Origin of the sequence: Myroides albus (genome assembly GCF_024722315.1) — a bacterium.
Lineage (GTDB): Bacteria > Bacteroidota > Bacteroidia > Flavobacteriales > Flavobacteriaceae > Flavobacterium > Flavobacterium album_A.
The window spans coordinates 2,246,477-2,263,930 of record NZ_CP102754.1; the positions used below are offsets into that span (position 1 = coordinate 2,246,477).

Annotated in this window: 12 protein-coding genes; 7 read left to right on the forward strand and 5 right to left on the reverse strand. The window is 35.2% G+C overall.

Annotation, left to right across the window (positions count from 1 at the left end; translation table 11 throughout):
• Nucleotides 1–35: 35 nt before the first annotated feature.
• From NWE55_RS10275 to NWE55_RS10285, 3 genes are all read left to right on the forward strand, one after another.
• Nucleotides 36–1,124 (forward strand): chorismate mutase, encoded by a 1,089-nt coding sequence (locus NWE55_RS10275; RefSeq protein ID WP_155091113.1) that lies wholly within the window; start codon nucleotides 36–38, stop codon nucleotides 1,122–1,124.
• 14 nt (nucleotides 1,125–1,138) lie between these two features.
• The gene (gene rsgA, locus NWE55_RS10280; protein ID WP_155091112.1) at nucleotides 1,139–2,104 is read left to right on the forward strand and encodes a ribosome small subunit-dependent GTPase A; all 966 of its coding nucleotides are present in this window, start codon (nucleotides 1,139–1,141) and stop codon (nucleotides 2,102–2,104) included.
• A 103-nt stretch (nucleotides 2,105–2,207) separates the two neighbouring features.
• Nucleotides 2,208–4,181, forward strand: a complete 1,974-nt coding sequence (locus tag NWE55_RS10285) for a DUF3858 domain-containing protein (protein ID WP_155091111.1) — start codon at nucleotides 2,208–2,210, stop codon at nucleotides 4,179–4,181.
• Between the two features lie 215 nt (nucleotides 4,182–4,396).
• Here the strand turns inward: NWE55_RS10285 and NWE55_RS10290 are convergent, their stop codons facing one another.
• From NWE55_RS10290 to NWE55_RS10310, 5 genes are all read right to left on the reverse strand, one after another.
• Nucleotides 4,397–7,204, reverse strand: coding sequence for a M16 family metallopeptidase (locus tag NWE55_RS10290; protein ID WP_155091110.1), 2,808 nt, complete (start codon nucleotides 7,202–7,204; stop codon nucleotides 4,397–4,399).
• A complete protein-coding gene (locus NWE55_RS10295) occupies nucleotides 7,204–8,391 on the reverse strand; it encodes a DUF4929 family protein (protein WP_155091109.1) in 1,188 nt (395 codons plus the stop codon). The genes NWE55_RS10290 and NWE55_RS10295 overlap by 1 nt, the downstream gene beginning before the upstream one ends.
• Nucleotides 8,392–8,401: 10 nt before the next feature.
• A complete protein-coding gene (locus NWE55_RS10300; protein WP_155091108.1) occupies nucleotides 8,402–9,781 on the reverse strand; it encodes a RagB/SusD family nutrient uptake outer membrane protein in 1,380 nt (459 codons plus the stop codon).
• Nucleotides 9,781–12,801: a SusC/RagA family TonB-linked outer membrane protein gene (locus NWE55_RS10305; protein WP_258204045.1), complete on the reverse strand. Its 3,021-nt coding sequence runs from the start codon at nucleotides 12,799–12,801 to the stop codon at nucleotides 9,781–9,783. Before NWE55_RS10305 ends, NWE55_RS10300 begins: the two co-directional genes overlap by 1 nt.
• Nucleotides 12,802–13,600: 799 nt before the next feature.
• Nucleotides 13,601–14,932: a metal-dependent hydrolase family protein gene (locus NWE55_RS10310; protein WP_258204046.1), complete on the reverse strand. Its 1,332-nt coding sequence runs from the start codon at nucleotides 14,930–14,932 to the stop codon at nucleotides 13,601–13,603.
• 240 nt (nucleotides 14,933–15,172) lie between these two features.
• Between NWE55_RS10310 and dtd the strand changes: the two genes are divergently transcribed.
• The 4 genes from dtd to NWE55_RS10330 are packed head-to-tail and all read left to right on the forward strand — an operon-like array spanning nucleotide 15,173 to nucleotide 17,389.
• Complete coding sequence (dtd, locus tag NWE55_RS10315) at nucleotides 15,173–15,625, forward strand: D-aminoacyl-tRNA deacylase (RefSeq protein WP_160339534.1); 453 nt, start codon at nucleotides 15,173–15,175, stop codon at nucleotides 15,623–15,625.
• Nucleotides 15,625–15,822 (forward strand): hypothetical protein, encoded by a 198-nt coding sequence (locus tag NWE55_RS10320; protein WP_155091104.1) that lies wholly within the window; start codon nucleotides 15,625–15,627, stop codon nucleotides 15,820–15,822. Before dtd ends, NWE55_RS10320 begins: the two co-directional genes overlap by 1 nt.
• Before the next feature lie 3 nt (nucleotides 15,823–15,825).
• Nucleotides 15,826–16,152 (forward strand): nucleotide pyrophosphohydrolase, encoded by a 327-nt coding sequence (locus tag NWE55_RS10325; protein WP_155091103.1) that lies wholly within the window; start codon nucleotides 15,826–15,828, stop codon nucleotides 16,150–16,152.
• Nucleotides 16,153–16,162: 10 nt separating this feature from the next.
• Complete coding sequence (locus NWE55_RS10330; RefSeq protein WP_160339533.1) at nucleotides 16,163–17,389, forward strand: 3-phosphoshikimate 1-carboxyvinyltransferase; 1,227 nt, start codon at nucleotides 16,163–16,165, stop codon at nucleotides 17,387–17,389.
• Nucleotides 17,390–17,454: the final 65 nt, after the last annotated feature.

Sequence of the window (17,454 nt, forward strand, 5' to 3'; positions counted from 1 at the left end):
ATTAAAAGTCGTTATTAATGTAAATATTTAAACCAATGGAAAAACTTGATGTAAACAAGGATTGGATGTCTTTATTCCAAGGACAAAATCCTGCAATAATTGCAGGACCATGTAGTGCAGAAACCCCAGAACAAGTAATGAGAATCGCTAAATCTTTGCCAAAAGAAGTAAAGGTCTATCGCGCTGGTATCTGGAAACCTCGTACTCGTCCAGGTGGGTTTGAAGGTGTTGGAGCCATTGGATTAAAATGGTTGCAACAAGTGAAAGCTGAAACGGGAATGTTACTTGCAACAGAAGTAGCAACTGCCGAACACGTTCAATTGTGTTTGGAACACGACATCGATATTTTGTGGATTGGTGCGCGTACAGCTGTTAACCCTTTTGCTGTACAAGAAATTGCCGATGCACTTGAAGGTACTGATAAAATAGTACTAATTAAAAACCCTGTTAATCCAGACTTATCTTTATGGATGGGTGGAGTAGAAAGATTAGCAAAAGCAGGTATTAAAAAACTGGGTGTTATCCACAGAGGTTTTAGTACTTACGAAAAAACAAAGTATAGAAATATTCCAGAATGGCAAATACCATTAGATTTAAAGTTACATTTGCCAAATATTCCAATTTTCTGTGATCCATCACATATTACAGGAAATAGAACGAAGATATTAGGAGTATCTCAACAAGCATTGGATTTGAATTACGATGGGTTAATGATTGAAACTCACTGTGATCCTGATAACGCTTGGAGTGATGCTGCTCAACAAGTTACTCCAGAACAATTAAGCGATATTATCGCTAATTTGAAGGTGAGAAATGCAACAGATGACACAGAGGATTTCTTACAAAGAATACAAGGAATGCGTATCCAAATCGATGATATGGATAGTAAATTATTGGATTTGTTGAGAAAGAGAATGGTGATATCTGATTCTATCGGTACATTGAAGAAAGAGAAAAACGTAGCCGTGTTCCAACAAGATAGATGGACGAAAATATTGGAGAAAATGCAAGAGGAAGGAAAACACATTGGGTTTACCGAGGAGTTCATTACTAATATTTATACAGCTATTCACCAAGAGAGTATCTATAGACAAGATAAGATTATTAATAAAGAAGAAAAGTAAGATAAGAGTATTATATGAAGGGAATCGTTTACAAATCAACAGGTAGTTGGTATTCGGTTAAGAGTGAGGATGGCGAATTCTATGATTGCCGTATAAAGGGAAAATTCCGTATAAAGGGGATCAAGAGTACTAATCCTATTGCAGTTGGAGACCATGTACAATTTGAGTTGGAAACGACAAATGATGTGACTACAGGAGTAATTGATATAATTGAGACAAGAAAGAATTACATTGTCCGTAAATCAGTCAATCTATCAAAGCAAGTTCATATTATTGCATCGAATATCGATGTAGTGTTTTTACTTGTAACTATTGATAATCCTGTCACAACAACGAGCTTTATTGATCGCTTTTTAGTTACCGCTGAAGCTTATGGTATTAAGACAGTATTGGTGTTTAACAAAGTAGATACTTTCTCGGAAGAAGCCTTAGATGAACAACTTTATCTTCAGTACATTTACAGTCAAATTGGATATGAGTGCTTACGTGTTTCTGCCATGACGGGTAAAGGTATAGAGGAAGTGAAAGAGAGAATGAAAGGAAATGTTTCGATGTTTTCTGGACATTCCGGGGTAGGAAAATCTACTTTAATCAATGCGATTGAGCCTGGCTTGAATCTAAAGACAGCTGAGATTTCACAGCAGCATCAACAAGGGCAACATACAACAACCTTTGCTGAAATGTTTGATCTTTCTTTTGATGCCCAAATTATCGATACACCTGGAATCAGGGGGTTTGGTATTGTGGATATGGAGCCACAAGAAGTAGGGGATTACTTTCCTGAGTTCTTCGCCTTGAAAGATCAGTGCAAGTTTAATAATTGCCTGCATAGAGAAGAACCTCAATGTGCTGTCAAAGATGCTTTAGACGATGATTTGTTAGCTTGGTCAAGATACAAGAGCTATATACAGATCTTAGATGGAGAGGACGAAAATTATCGAACAGATGTTTATAAAGAAGGAAGAAACCAAGACGAATAGTCTTGGTTTTTATTATTATTGCTGGATTGATCTATCTTAAACATCTTTGTTTTTCTCAAAGAATACCTTACCTTTCTTCTCAATTATTTTAAGTAGAGTATAAATGAAAAAAATATTTCTTATCTCATTTTTAGTTTTGAGTACTTTTAGTAGTATTGCTCAGGTATCAATAGACAATGTAACTAAAGAAGAATTATTAGAAAAGCAGAATAGAGCGTTTCCTACAAGTGGTGCTGTCATTGTAGATGAAAAGAACAAGGTGTATTTTGATATTAACTTAAGGGACGGAAATTTTATATCAGGCGAAGAAGTTACTCGAAAAATTAAGCTTTACAAGGAGCGGGACCTTAGTAAATTATCCTTTACAATACCTTATTTTGTTCGAGGTGCTTATGCAGAAGATGTCACTATCGATGAAGTCTATGTTTATTCTTTAGTAAACAATGAAATCACAAAAACTAAAATAACATCTTTTGAATCAAAGAAGGAGGGGGATTACCGCGAGAAAGGTGTAGATTTTACCAAGATTCCCAATATCCCTGAAGGCAGTATAATTACTTATCGATATAAAAAGTTATCGGAGAATTTAGATGTCTTGCCTGAATGGTTTATACAAGGAGATTTGCCTAAACAAAGATCTATTTATACCATGCGCATTCCAACTTATTTTACGTATCAGATGATTCAAACAGGTAGTCAAAAGATTGCGTCAAATGAGAGTATTATCGATGTGAAATACGGAAATGGTTTACTGGATTCGAATACGATTAAAACATTAGAGAAAACACTTGTCGCACTTAATGTTCCCACTTTTTCTGAAGAAGTCTTGGTAGATAATGCTGCCAATTATATCAATAAGGTTAGATTTGATTTGAGTAGTGTACAATTTCCTGGAAGTAAACAGCAACAAGTTTTAGGAACAAAACAAACGTTTTTTGAAAACTTACAGAAGAATAAACGCTATTGGAAGGAAATTTTAAATGACCGCTATTACAGAAAAAAAATAAGTCAACTTGATTTATCTGCAAAGAGTGATTTAGAGAAAGCTGATTTGATACTAAATTACCTTCAGAAGGAAGTTACTTGGAATGGAATGTACGGCATTTACCCAGAAAACGGACTGAAGAGCACTTATTTAAGAGGGCAGGGAAATACTGCTGATATTAATCTCATGTTAATCTCAATGCTGCGATATGTTGGATTAGATGCAAACCCTGCTTTGGTTAGTACACGTAGCAATGGGAAGAAAAAGGAATGGCAAGGAATGTACTACAATAACCTTATAGCTGTTTTACAAAGTGAAGGTAGCTACTATTTTTTAGATGCCTCAAGTAAAAATGCCTCTATAGGTGTAATTCCAATTGACAATCTAAATGGTGTTGTTACTATGTTTAGTGACAAAGAAGGTACGAAAGACTTAATCTCTACACCTGCTTTTGTTTCTTCTCGAAAGGAGAATTATCAATTAGAGTTTAAACCTAATGGTTCCTTGACAGGTACAGCAATCCACGCCTATGATAATTACGAAGCTTTTTTTGTAAAAGAAAAGTTTAGTTTTATGGGAAGGTTTAAATATATAAAGGAGTTAGAGTTTGTAAACCCAGGGCTATCTGTTCACAATTTTGTTCTTAATGACAATAGGACGGTGGATAAGAATATTGCTCGAATATCGTTTGGTGTGAATAAACCAAATGGAAGTTTTAGTTTTAACAATAAGTTTTTTGTCAATCTCTTTCAATTCTATGATGGGAAAAGCAATCCTTTTGTGACAGATAATAGGCTTTACCCTATCGACTTTGCCTTTCCTAATTCATATACTTATTCTGTTTCCCTTTTAATTCCTAAAGGGTATAAGGTTGATGTGTTGCCAGATGATTTAGAAATTAAAGATGTTGATTCTGGTGTATCAGCTCAAGTAAAATATACAAGGAAAAACAATAGGATAGAGGTAATGGTCGGTTTGCTTAAATCAAAAGCGGTCATTGAACCAGAGTATTACGAGAATATAAAACAGGTATACAACAGCTTCTATAATAAGTTACAAGAGCAAATAACGATTGAAGTTGAACTTGAATAAGCATATTAAGTGACTATTAGAAAACGGATTATTCTCGATCGGAATAATCCGTTTTTTTTATTTATTTACCCTGTGTATTCAGTTCTGTGATAATTATCTTATGTGAAAGAGTATGTCATAAAAGATGTATCTTGATCTAATTAAGACTAATCTTTAGTATTTTCTCATTAAATTATCATAGTGAGATAGCAGTCAGGTAAGTAACAAGTAGAATGTTATTTTGGTGTAACTAAGAATACACCGTAATTAGTCTTATCAAATATAGAATTTGCTGTATTTAGTACATCCTTTGGGGTAATGCTGTTAAGTATATTCTCATAGTCATTAAAGTCCTTCAAAGATCCAAAATTAAGCTGAACTTCACGCAGCTTTTCTATCCACTGGTAAGTGCTGAATTCCGTTAAATGAAGCTGTTTGTTGTTGAGTACAGCTAATTTCATTTGATCTAAATCCTTTGTTGATATTGGTCTTGTCTGTATAGACTGAATCACCTCTTTAGCTAAGTTTTCAAGCTTTTCTATATCGGATAAAGCTGCAGAAAAGTATAGACTAACAGACGTTTTGGGCGTTGGATAAATCGCAACATCTATTGAAGAAGAAGGAGAATATACTAATCCCTCTTTTTCCCTTGATAACTGTAAGAATTTATTGTCAAACAATTCTCTTACCATCTGAGCAAGGATACTTTCTTTGAGTGTTGGATTAATACTTCCATTAAATACAAGTGTTGCTTCAGTGCGTTCTACATCTGCACTTGGTATAGTCACTCGCTTGATATCGTTTATTTGTGCCTTTGGTTTGTTGTTTTCTTTTAGGTAAGAAGTATGTGGCGTAGTAACTAAACTACCAAAGTATGCGATTGATTCAGCCTTTATATCTTCTACATTAAAGTTACCAGAGATCAATATGTACACTTGGTCTAAGTTTGCAAATGTTTGTTGATAAAGCTCAAAGAAGCTTTCTAACTTAACCTTTTGCCAATCTGCTATTGTGTTTAATTCTTCTTGAATAAAAGGCGTTCCTTTTTTGTATTCTTCTATTTGATGACTGAGCTGAATAGAAGGATTGTTTAATAAAGTAGAAGGTATAGGCTCATGTTCTAAAGACACGATGCTCTCTTGTATATATTCATTAAAATCCTCTTTTGGTTCTATGTAATCATACATTTTGCGGTAGGTCCATTCAAACATATCTCTAATATGTCCTAATCTACTTGAAGTATTGACAATAGTTGCCTCATTAGAGAGGCTTACCAGTGTGGATACCTCTCTATCAGCTCCCACTTGTAAGTACCCATCTTTAGTTAGGCCATGAATCCATGCAGAGTCAATAAAGTAACTGGCGTCTTGATAATACTTTTGCTCTTGTTCCTGGATAAGATTTAAGCCATTTCTGGTAAAGACAGTGAGTATGATATTATTATCCGTAGCATGAGTGGGTTTAATACCAATGCGTAGACCGTTTGCTAAGGTTAATTCAGTTACCCCAATGTGGTTGTAAATATGCTCTTTTACAACGGCATTATCATTTGATTTAACTATAGGAGGCATCGTCTTCCAGTGAAACGAACCTTGTGTTCTTTCTTGTTTTTTCTTTTCTTTTTTGTCTTTAAAGAGGAGTGTTTTAGTCTTGCCTTCATTCCAGGAGTCATTTAATTCTTGAATAGAATGAATTGAGAAGATATTGCTATTTACGGTGCATAAGTACAAATTTTGTCTATCTACCGACCATGTATTTTCGTGTTTTACTACAAGATCATTTGCTGTGATTGTCGATAGAATTTCTTCTAATAATTGAATTTTGTGTCGATCTGTCAAGTAATGACTATTCACAACGACTTGGTCTATATAGTTATTAGCTAAGAAGTATGCATCCTCCTCAGTAGAAATAGCAGATTGATTGAGCAAGTGCTGTTTATAAGCTTCTAATTCTTCTTTGTGAATTCCCTTTAAACTCATTGTATTTAGCACACTTGCTACTAAGTGGATGCGAGTAGATAGTTCTTCCTTTGTTTTGGCAGTTATTTCTATGACATCCTCATTTTTATTAGGTAGATACCACGTGCTATGAGCAGAGGTATGTGTCTTGGCTTGGCGAAGCTTCTTGCTTAACCATTGTTTATACAATTGTGCAATAGTGTGTTCTTTAAACCCTTCTTTAGTAGATAAAAAGGGAGCACTATTAAAACGAATAATTTCAACCTTATTAGTACGAGTATCTGAGGTGTTTACTATTTCTAATGCATTGTCAAATGAAGGGGAGAAGGTATCCCAACTTTGAGATCGCATTAAAGTAGAGTTCCCTTTAAACGAGCTGAAACTCGTTTCAATCTGTTGTATAGCTTCTGTTGGATTTACATTTCCTGTGATAATTATAGTAGCGAGAGAAGGTGAGTACCATTGCTTATAAAATGCCTTTAACCTTTTTGCGTCTAGTACTTTAATGTTTTCTATACTTGAGATAGGCAATCGATGTGCGTGTTGACTACCTTCCAACTTTTTTTTGTTAAAAACGGATGCTGTCCCAAAGTCCTTAATTTCTTGGATGACGATCCTCTTCTCTTTCTCAATATCCTCTGTGTTAAGGTGTGCTTTGCCTAAGAAGTTCGCCAATATAGTAATCGCTAAATTTTGTTGACTTTGATCGAGCAGGGATAATTCATACACAGTACGCTCATAGGTAGTATAAGCATTGATATCTCGGCCAAAGCGATACCCTAAACGCTGTAATGTATCAATGGCTTGTCTACCTGGAAAGTCATCACTACCATTAAAAAGCATGTGTTCTAAGAAGTGTGCATATCCTTGTTCATCATCTCGTTCTTGTAGTGATCCTACATTTAAGACCAGACGATATTCCGTCTTCTGTTGAGGTATAGGATGGATAATATAGTTTAGCCCATTGTCTAATGTACCATAAATTGCATTATCTGCTTTAGGCAATGGAGATAAAGTATCTTGCCCAACTGCAAACAGGGGGCAAAGTACTAAAGCAAAGAAATATAGTATTTGAGTACGTTTCATTATTTTAGTTTGTATTCAACAGTGAATAAGATGTAGTCATTTGCATGTTCATGCCCTATGATGAACTGAAAGTTAAGATGCGTATCTGTTAATGTAGCCGATGTCGTTCTGTAGTTACCTCCTTCTCCCATATCGTAATAATCTTCTTGTATATCCTGATTATTGAGATAGTATGACGGGTTTACAGTACCTCCCATTTCTGTGTTTTCTATAGCAAGGGGATTTCCTTCGTCTAAGAGTTTCTTAAGTCTATCCCATGCACTGTATTTAAACTGAAATGGTACAATCGTATAATCATCTCCCCATATATCTTGGAAGGTTTTAGTATATGATAGCTTTCTAGTCTTTAAATCTATGTATATATCGTCTAATTCTACTTCAAAAGTTTCCTTGCTGGTAGCACTTAGGTTGATCAAATTCATGATGTGTTGAGAGGCAGGTACTTGAGTCCAAAACTCGTTGTCATCTATCGTAAGCAACCGCTGTAGTTTATATAAATACCCTTCTATCCCCATAGGATTAGACACCATTTTTAATACTGGTTGTTCAGGTGTAGATTTATCGCTTAATGTGATAGTGGTAATTCCATTTATTTGGGAAGTTTCTGCTTGATACATAGTTTCGAGATTAGCACCTCCAGGAAAGTTGATTGTAGTATTCACTTTAATCTCTCCCATTAATGGATAAAGATCTAATCCCTTTCGTTTATAACCATCGAGTAATTCAATTTGTTTATCTGTTAGTGCTTCTACCTTTTTGATAGGGGTGACTAATAGTTGTACCTCTTTATCTAAGGGGAGTTTGCTTGTATTGTTGATTAGTTTTATAGTGATTGTGGTTTCATCACTTAAAAGTTGTCTTGATGAACTCTTTATTTTTAGTTGTGCTTTTTTCTCTTTTGGAGCAAACTGTATAATAGGATTTTCAATGGTAAGAATATCTTTACCATCTATCGTATTGTTTTCTAATGCGAACTCCAGTGTAACGGCTTCTGTGATTGAATTAACCAAGAAGACATTGACAGTTACTTCATCTGTACTGTTATCTTGTAAGATGTGAGTCCCGTTTGGCTGTAAGACAATTCTGTTCTCTCCCGTATAGCCTTGTAGCTGATTGTCGTCTTGTGTACAGCTCAAGGTAAATAAACTCAAGAGTATTCCCGTAAATATCGTTAAGTAGTGTTTCATTTTAGTAATCTTAAAGTTCTATTGACTGCCATCCATCATTTTGTACCAGGTTGTTATTAAGGCGAATTTCAGCAGTTGGTATAGGCCATGTCCAGCGAAAATCTGTAGCTTCTATGGTATTGGATTTTTTATTAGAATCAGATTCATATCTCGCGATATTGGTATTCCACCTTTTTAGGTCAAAGTAATTAGTTTTTTCACCTATGAATTCCTTTTGTTTTTCTGCTCTAAAGAGTAGTCTTAGTACTTGTTGAGAAGGAGAATCTGTGATAGTTTCACTGTGTACAGAAGTTTTAAAATCATTGTAGAGTGATATTGCTTGTGCTATTTTATTTTGCTCGATTAAGCTTTCTAACAATAGAAAGTAAGTTTCTGTATTTCTCGATAAGATGATGCGTTGTTCTTCTTTGTCATTATAGTTAGATTTGTATTTGCCCAATAGAGCTCTTGTACTTGAGGCTATACCTTGTGCTTTCATGTCATAAAAGAACTGAGATATTGTATATCTCATGTCACTTTCTTCAAACTTATTTAAGAAATGTATTTGCATAATATCACCATCGGTTGTTGTAGTTAGGTAATGATTGGGATTTTCTCTGAAATCGTAAGCCCAATACACTTGCCTTGTAGGCGAGTTGTCTTTGTATTTCCAAAGCGAAGCATATGTCTCAGCAGTATTTGGAAGTGGAGCGGATTCGCTTAATAGCGCAGTGGCTAAAGCTTCTGCCTTGTCGTATTGTCCTTGGTATAACGCAATTTTGATCTCTAATTGTTTAGCGGCTTGAGTAGTGATAAAGTATATTTTTTGCGCTGCATAACTATCCATTAAAGAGATACCTTCTTGTAACATCCTCTCTATATATTGAATAGATTCACTTTGTGTTAACCTTTTGTTGGATTCTATTTTTAGCTCATCCTTTCTCAACACTCCTGGAGCTTCTGGATTATATCGCGTGCTGTATAGCTGTAGTAGATCAAAGTAGATATACGCTTTAAGTACTAAGGCATTTCCTTTGATGTAATCCCAGTCAGTCCCTTTGTCTCTAATGTGTGCTTCTGTATTTAAAAGTGCATTTAAGTGAACCATTGCGCTGTAATAACTATCCCATTGACTATTGGCTAAGGTCTTTAGGGCTATCTCATTCCAAGTATAGTGTTGCTTAGCATTGCTATTATATTCTATGAGATAAGTTGGCTGTAGGTCTTCGCTTAATAGTGTAAATGTACTTCCATTTACAGGTAGTTCCTTGTAAGCTTGAGCCAATACAGAGGTTGCTTTTTGGGTTGTATTGATGATGTCATCACCTGATATTTCTTGTTCATTTTTGACATCTAAGGAACAAGAGCTGATTGACAGAACCGTCAAGGCTGATAGTATATATTTTATCATTAGAATGTGGCGTTAAGTGAAAAGGTTAAAATGGGTTGAACGACGTCTTTTAAGTTTCCTCTATCTTTTTCAAAGCGATAAGTGTATATGTTATCTGCCTGAATATTTATTTGTAGTGTTTTAAAATATTTATTGACAAAACTGTTGTTTCGAATACTATACCCTAATTGGATATAATTAAGTTTGATATAATCTGTCTTGTATATTTTTCTTGAACTGGGTTGTTTGTATAAGTTAAAGACACTGCTGGGCATATCTTTCATTGGATAAGTTTTGTTTTCATCTCCTATTTCAAACCACATATTGTCTAATTGACCAGCCAAAGCATTTTGATTTGAACTAGATAGATCGCGTACATATTGTTGGCTTTGTACTGCTTTTCCTCCTAATCCATAGTTAATATTTACAGCAAGAGACCAGTTTTTATATGACCAATAGTTATTAAAGAATCCTTGGTAAGGAGCAATGCTATTTCCATAGTCTCTATAATAAGTCTTTTGTAAAGGGGCATTGTAAATGATGATATTGTTATTGCTGTCTACATATTCTGGCAGCCCTGTAATAGGGTGTATTCCATTGTCGTGAATACCGTAGATTATACCTAAAGGTTTGCCTACTTCGTACTCAGGCATTACTGCGGTAGGTGAATTATAGATTTTATCTGTTCCATATAGTCTTTTGACAGTATTCTTGTTGTAAGATATGGAAGCAGCTGTATTCCATTTGAAGTCTGACAGGCGTACAATATCTCCACTTAGCAAGAACTCAACTCCCGCATTTTCTATTTCTCCTATATTTTTGGTATATGTCTGAAATCCATTACTTGAAGCTATAGGCGTAGCGAATATGGCCTCTTTAGTTAGGTTGCTATAAAAGGATGTCAATAAATTAAATCTCCCCACAAAACCTAAATCCATGCTTATATTGGTACTGTATGTCTGTTGAGGTTTTAGACTCCTATTGGGTAACCCCATTAGTTGTAGAACGCGGTATTCTCCATAAAAGCTATTGGTATTTGAATAAGTTGTGTTTATCGCACTTGGGACGATTCCTGTCATACTTGCTGTATAACCTAATGAGGCCTTAAATTTAAGAGAAGTTAATAGATCTTGTTTTTTAAAAAAGTCATATTCACTTGGTGTCCAACCTATACCTGTAGACCAGGCATCATTCCATCGCTTATTACTTGGGAGAATAGAAGATCCATCTCTTTTAATACTGGCATAAAAATCATATGTATTCTGGTAGTTATATCCTAAGGCTAACCCGAAACCGAGTTGAGTATTTTTAATTTTATTACCGCTGGCTTTTGGTGCATAAGTACCAGTCAAGCCATTGTTAATACCAGAGAGACTATTGACGTCGTCTGATATTCCATATCCACTTGCTTGTAGATCTTTAATTTGTGTTGTGTAATAATCCATGTTTACTCCAACAAATAAGTTGTGATCTCCAAATTGCTTTTGATAGTTGGCGCGGATATTAGAAGAGAAGTCAAATATCTTGTTATCACTTTCACTGATATACCCTTGTGCGTTTAGAGGTATTTGTTTTTGACTATAGGCCGTAGATAGAATGCGTTGGTTTTTTTCTGCGATGCTGTAATCACCACCTAATACACCCGATATATTCAGCTCTGGCAAGATATCCCAGTGCATGACCACAGAGGAACTAAAGCGTTTAGTCGTTGTCTTCTGTTTGTATTGGTTGATCAAATCTTGATAGCTGAGATTAGAATTTTGACTAAATAATTTTTTTGAATCTTTAGATTCGTATGGGTTGAGTGTAAATGCTAATGAGGTAGGGTCATTACTCATGCCGTTTTCTGTATTCGCCGTAGACAGACCAAAACTATTGTTTAAAGACAACCTAAAGTTGTGTGCTAACATATAATCTAAATTGGCACGTGCGGTTAGTTGATTGATATCATTACCTGGAATACGACCTCCTTGTTTACTGTAGTTCAGGGAATAGAAATACGTACTTTTTTCTGTTCCTCCGCGTACTCCTAAGTTATAAGCTTGAAAGATATTGGGTCTGATTAACTCTTTAAACCAGTCTGTGTTGATTTGTTTTAAGGAATCCAATGTTTTAGCTCCACGTGCTAATTCTTGTTGCAGATTTGGGCTATTAGCATATAGACTGTTGATGTATTTAGCAGAATTGATATAACCAGGAGAACCAGCTTTTTGGATGCGTTCTTCGAAAGCGAGTTTTTCTTCTGTTCCCATCATACGCGCAGGGCGTTCACCTCTAAAAGTAATTCCTTGTTTCATCGAGAAGCTCACTACTGGTTTGCCTTCGAAGCCTCTCTTCGAAGTTAATTCTATGACTCCATTAGCCGCTTTGATTCCATATAGAGCAGTAGCAGGTGCGTCTTTTAGTACCTTGATTGTACTAAAGTCGTTAGGGTTAAGCGTCATAAAGGTTTCTGTTGAGATAATAATACCATCCATAACAAATAGTGGTTCATTAGCACTACCTGTATAAGAAAAGGAAGAATTACCTCTAAGGCGTATCTCTGGCTTTTGACCTAATTCTCCCGAAAAATTGACTGTCAAGCCTGGTACTTGACCTTGTAATAGCTTTGCCATGTCTAACTCAGAGCGTTGGCTTAGTTGTGTCATGTCTACTGTGATGACAGAACCTGTGCTATTTCGAATATCGATATCGTTGATATTCGTGGATTTGTGTATGATTAATTCGTCTAGTTGTTTGACGTTGGAAAGTAAACGGATGGTTTGTTCTCCTTTTTTCAGTTTCGTTTCTAAGTTTTCGTAGCCGTAACGACTGATGATGACTGAGGAGTGATATAATTCAGGAATTGCGAACTCTCCTTTTTCATTGGTAAAGAAAGTATCTCCTGAGGCTAATACGGTGATTATAGCCGTATCAATTCCTTTTCGGGTTTCTAAATCAATAATCTTACCTGTAAAGACAGGTTGTTGTGCATAGACCCCTATAGCACAGAGTAAACTGATTACAAGTAAGGTAATCGTCCGTTTAGATGTGAGTAACATAATAGTTAAATATAATTAAGACTAATTCTAAATTAAAGCGCAAAAGTAAAGAGTTTTTTTGCTTTTCAAAATAGATAATGACTTTATTTAGATTAGATAGATTTTAGTAGTGGATAAATTGCGAACTATTTGTTTGTCACTTTCGCTTGAAGCATAAACTGTTTTGTTTAGATAATGTGTTGTTTTTTAGTTGTGTGTAATCTTTGTCTATGGTATATTTAATAAACTATTATTTAGAGTAGTTTGGCCTACTTCTTTGAGTTGCGTTTGGGATAGTAGTAGTGTTATATTTTGGACTTTTAAGAATAGTTATAATAATTAGCTTGATAAATTCGAAGACAAAAGAGAGGTGAAAATCTGTTTTTTACAAGAAAACGATCCCATTTCAAAGGAGTTATTAAATAGATTGTATACAAGGGAAATTGATAAGTATAAACGATTTGTTATATTTTTATTGGAAGTGGTCGCATAGTGATCGCGATCTGATGGCATAGTGATCGCATGTTTTTTGCTTTTTATTATGCGACCACGATGTGATTATTATACTATCATTATACTATGATATAGACTAATATTCAATGAGATAGTCAAATAAGCGGGATGTAATCTTGCTCATAACCTTAGAAGTAAAGCAATAGCAATTTAGAGGAGGAATGAAACTCTGTCTATTAGATAGCAATGGATTCAATTAGCACCTCTTCTTGATTTCATTTGAAAAGGGATAAGAGTGATGAATATTTCCCATAAAAAAAGAGGACTGCTTATTAGGCAGTCCTTGCAATGTATGGTAAAACAATTTTTATTTTTTAGTAGAGGTAGTATTCTTATAGATTTTCCCACCTTTGATAATCACGATAAAATTCTTCTCAGGATTAGCAATAAGTGATAAATCTTTAAGTGGGTTTCCATCGACTAATAATAAGTCTGCATAAGCATTTTCTTCTACTACCCCAAGTTTTCCTGGATATGGGCTGCGTAAGCCAGATAGTTGTAATAATTCGGCATTATCTTGCGTCACCATTTTTAGAATCTCAGCATTTGTAAACCATTTTTGTAAACGCAGGATATATTCGTTTTGTTCTTTATTTAATTCTGGTTCGAATAAGAAGTCAGTTCCCCAAGCCAGTTTGACACCTAATTGTTTGGCTAATGGCCATACTTTGTCTTGACCTTCTAATACAGGTTTGCGTTTTTCTTTGCGTTGGGCATCCATATTATCATTGTTGTCCATTAGGTTCTGTAAGCTTAGCCATATACCTTTGTCTTTCATGATTTTCAAGGTTTCTTCATCCAACATCTGACCGTGTTCGATAGATTTTATACCTGCTTCGATAGCGCGTTGTACAGCTCTGGGTGTATAGGCGTGTACCATAACATAAGTACCCCAATCTTCCGCAGCATCTACAGCTGCTTTGATTTCGTCAAAAGTGTATTGTGTCACATCGATGGGGTCATAAGCAGAAGAAGTACCTCCACCTGCCATCACTTTGATCTGACTTGCCCCGAAGCGTAGGTTCTCTCTTGTAGCAGTAAGTACTTCATCACGTCCATCTGCTATAAAAGTAGCCCCCATTTCTTCAGCACGAGAAGGCTTTCCGAAGAAGCGTCTTGAGCGCTCATTAGGAGTTCTAAAGTCTCCATGTCCTGCAGTCTGACTGATCGTAGCTCCTGAAGGCCAAATACGTGGACCTGCAGTCTTGTCTGCATCAATAGCTGCTTTTAATGGGAATATTGGTCCACCAGCATCTCTCACGCTTGTAAACCCACGCATTAGCATACTGTGTGCTCCAGTAGCTACCTCTTTCATCAAGCTTTCAGGAGTAGCTGTAGGCGACATCATTTGCTCCATAGTTAACGCTCCAAATACCATATGTACGTGTACATCGATTAACCCAGGCATAAGAGTCTTGCCTTGACCATTGATTTTAGTAACGTCATTACCTTTTACAGAGATGGTTTTAGGACTAATTTTTTCTATCGTTTGCCCATTAACCAATACATTCATTGGCTCTGTTAGAGAGGCAGTTTCGTGATTCAGGATTCTGACGTTCTCAATTAGAACTTGTTTTGTCTGTGCAAATGTGATAGTTGTACTAACTACAAATAGCGCTAATATGGATTTTAACTTCATAGACTAAAGTAAATTTTATGTTGATTCTACTAAAAAATTTGATAGCCTCTAAGATATTATAAAAACAGGGTTTAGCCTAATGTAATTTTTGAAAGTAGCTTGTAATTCGATTAGGTAGGCAGGAATCTCCGTTTGTAAACAGTGTGTTTTTAATCATTTGTTATCAAAATAAATAAAGGTAATATAAGGTATAACTTTAGAAAGTTTTTAAGTTTGTAAGTAATAGATTAAAATAAAAAAATGAAAGTAGTAATCCAGCGTGTGACCAGAGCGTCTGTTACCGTAGAGGGAAATAAAATAGGAGAGATTGACAAAGGGCTTCTTGTTTTAGTAGGAGTAGAAGATGTAGATACTGAGGAAGATATTAATTGGCTATCAGGAAAGATTGTGAATTTGCGTATTTTTGAAGATGAAAATGGAGTGATGAATAAATCTGTAAAAGAAGTAGAAGGGGAGGTATTATTAGTAAGTCAGTTTACGCTGCACGCTTCTACTAAAAAAGGAAATAGACCTTCTTATATCAGAGCTTCTAAACCAGATTTTGCTATTCCGATGTATGAAAAGTTTATTAATAAACTTGAAAGTGATTTAGGAAAAAAAATACAAACAGGTGAGTTTGGGGCAGATATGAAAGTAGAATTACTGAATGATGGCCCAGTCACAATTGTAATAGATAGTCAAAATAAAGAATAATGAGTACATTAGTAAAATACAGTTTCTTTACCGTAATATTTGTAATCCTAACTTGGGTTATGACAGATGAAGTTTCATGTGCCTTGAAAGGAGATGAAATCTGTTTAATGAATTTTGCATTTAAATACTTGGTGTTTATGGTGCTAATGGTTATCTACGATAAATGGTTGAAATATAAGATTTTTAAAAAAAAGTAAATAATGAATATACAAGATGCACAAAAAGCTGTAGATAGTTGGATCAAAGAACACGGCGTACGCTATTTTAACGAGTTAACTAATATGGCTCAGCTTACGGAAGAAGTAGGAGAAGTTGCGCGAATTATTGCAAGACGTTATGGTGAGCAATCTGAAAAAGAGAGTGATAAAAATAAGGATTTAGGTGAAGAATTAGCAGATGTAGTCTTTGTTGTACTGTGTTTGGCAAATCAGACTGGTGTGAATCTACAAGAGGCATTTGATAAGAAAATGGACTTGAAGACAAAGAGGGATCACGATCGTCATCATAATAATGAAAAATTAAAATAAAATATAAAGCGTGAAAGTATTTCTTCCTCAAACGCAATTAGCCACGAATCAGCATCTCTTTATTTCAGGTAGTAAGTCTGAGAGTAACCGCCTGTTGATTTTAAAACAGCTATTTGACAAATTACAGATAGGTAACTTATCTGATGCTGATGATGTGCGAGCTATGGAACAAGCCTTAGAATCTAAAGGAGAACTTGTTGATATTCACCATGCAGGTACTACGATGCGTTTTTTGACTGCGTATTATTCTTTATGTACTACTCGTGAAGTCGTATTAACGGGGAGTAGTCGAATGCAAGAAAGACCTATAGGGGTTTTAGTAGAAGCATTAAGGCAATTGAACGCTGAGATTACCTATGTAAATAAAGAGGGATTTCCCCCATTGAAAATCAAAGGTCATCTTTCTGAAGGTGGAAAAATAACACTTCCAGCAAATGTGAGTAGTCAATATATTACTGCACTATTGCTGATTGGAACCAAACTTGAAAAGGGAATGGAACTGCATTTGATCGGTGAGGTAACTTCTCGTCCATATATTGAGATGACTCTGCAATTGCTCAGAAAATTGGGGGCAAAAGTGTTTTTTGAAGATAATGTTATACATGTATATCCTATTGAGCAAATTGTGGAAACTAACTTTGTAGTAGAATCTGATTGGTCATCTGCATCTTATTTTTATTCTATGATTGCTTTGTCTGAGATAGGAACTAAGATTCAGTTGTCAAGTTATAAGGAGGAGAGTTTGCAAGGAGATAGCAAAGTTGCACTATTGTATGAACAGTTAGGAGTAAACACTTCATATCAAGCTGACGCTACAATAGAACTTACTAAGGTCAAACATGTAAATACAGCTTTCGAAGCTAATTTGATAGAAACGCCAGATTTAGCACAGACAATTGCAGTGACTTGTTTTGGCTTAGGGATTGACTGTCGTATGTCTGGTTTGCACACTTTGAAAATTAAAGAAACGGATCGATTATTAGCTCTAAAAACAGAGTTGTCAAAATTAGGGGCTACTATTTCGGTTGATGATGAAAATTTAACATTAGAAGCTTCAAAAGAGATTCGCCCAAATATTTCTATTGATACTTACCAAGATCACCGTATGGCTTTGGCGTTTGCTCCATTGGCGCTAAAGACCAATCTCATGATTAATGAGGCTGAAGTGGTAACAAAATCTTTTATTAGTTATTGGGATGATTTGCAGAAATTAGGTTTTCAAGTTCAAGAACAATAAGGGATAAAAGAAAAATATGGGCAAATACTTGACAACCCCTATGTTGAGGTTGTATATTTGCAAAT

Bases quoted from the DNA above. Each gene is read 5' to 3' on its own strand.
- NWE55_RS10290 (WP_155091110.1), bottom strand. From the start codon at position 7,204: ATGAAACGTACTCAAATACTATATTTCTTTGCTTTAGTACTTTGCCCC.
- NWE55_RS10295 (WP_155091109.1), bottom strand. From the start codon at position 8,391: ATGAAACACTACTTAACGATATTTACGGGAATACTCTTGAGTTTATTT.
- NWE55_RS10285 (WP_155091111.1), top strand. From the start codon at position 2,208: ATGAAAAAAATATTTCTTATCTCATTTTTAGTTTTGAGTACTTTTAGT.
- NWE55_RS10325 (WP_155091103.1), top strand. From the start codon at position 15,826: ATGAATATACAAGATGCACAAAAAGCTGTAGATAGTTGGATCAAAGAA.
- NWE55_RS10305 (WP_258204045.1), bottom strand. From the start codon at position 12,801: ATGTTACTCACATCTAAACGGACGATTACCTTACTTGTAATCAGTTTA.
- NWE55_RS10320 (WP_155091104.1), top strand. From the start codon at position 15,625: ATGAGTACATTAGTAAAATACAGTTTCTTTACCGTAATATTTGTAATC.
- NWE55_RS10300 (WP_155091108.1), bottom strand. From the start codon at position 9,781: ATGATAAAATATATACTATCAGCCTTGACGGTTCTGTCAATCAGCTCT.
- dtd (WP_160339534.1), top strand. From the start codon at position 15,173: ATGAAAGTAGTAATCCAGCGTGTGACCAGAGCGTCTGTTACCGTAGAG.
- NWE55_RS10275 (WP_155091113.1), top strand. From the start codon at position 36: ATGGAAAAACTTGATGTAAACAAGGATTGGATGTCTTTATTCCAAGGA.
- NWE55_RS10310 (WP_258204046.1), bottom strand. From the start codon at position 14,932: ATGAAGTTAAAATCCATATTAGCGCTATTTGTAGTTAGTACAACTATC.
- rsgA (WP_155091112.1), top strand. From the start codon at position 1,139: ATGAAGGGAATCGTTTACAAATCAACAGGTAGTTGGTATTCGGTTAAG.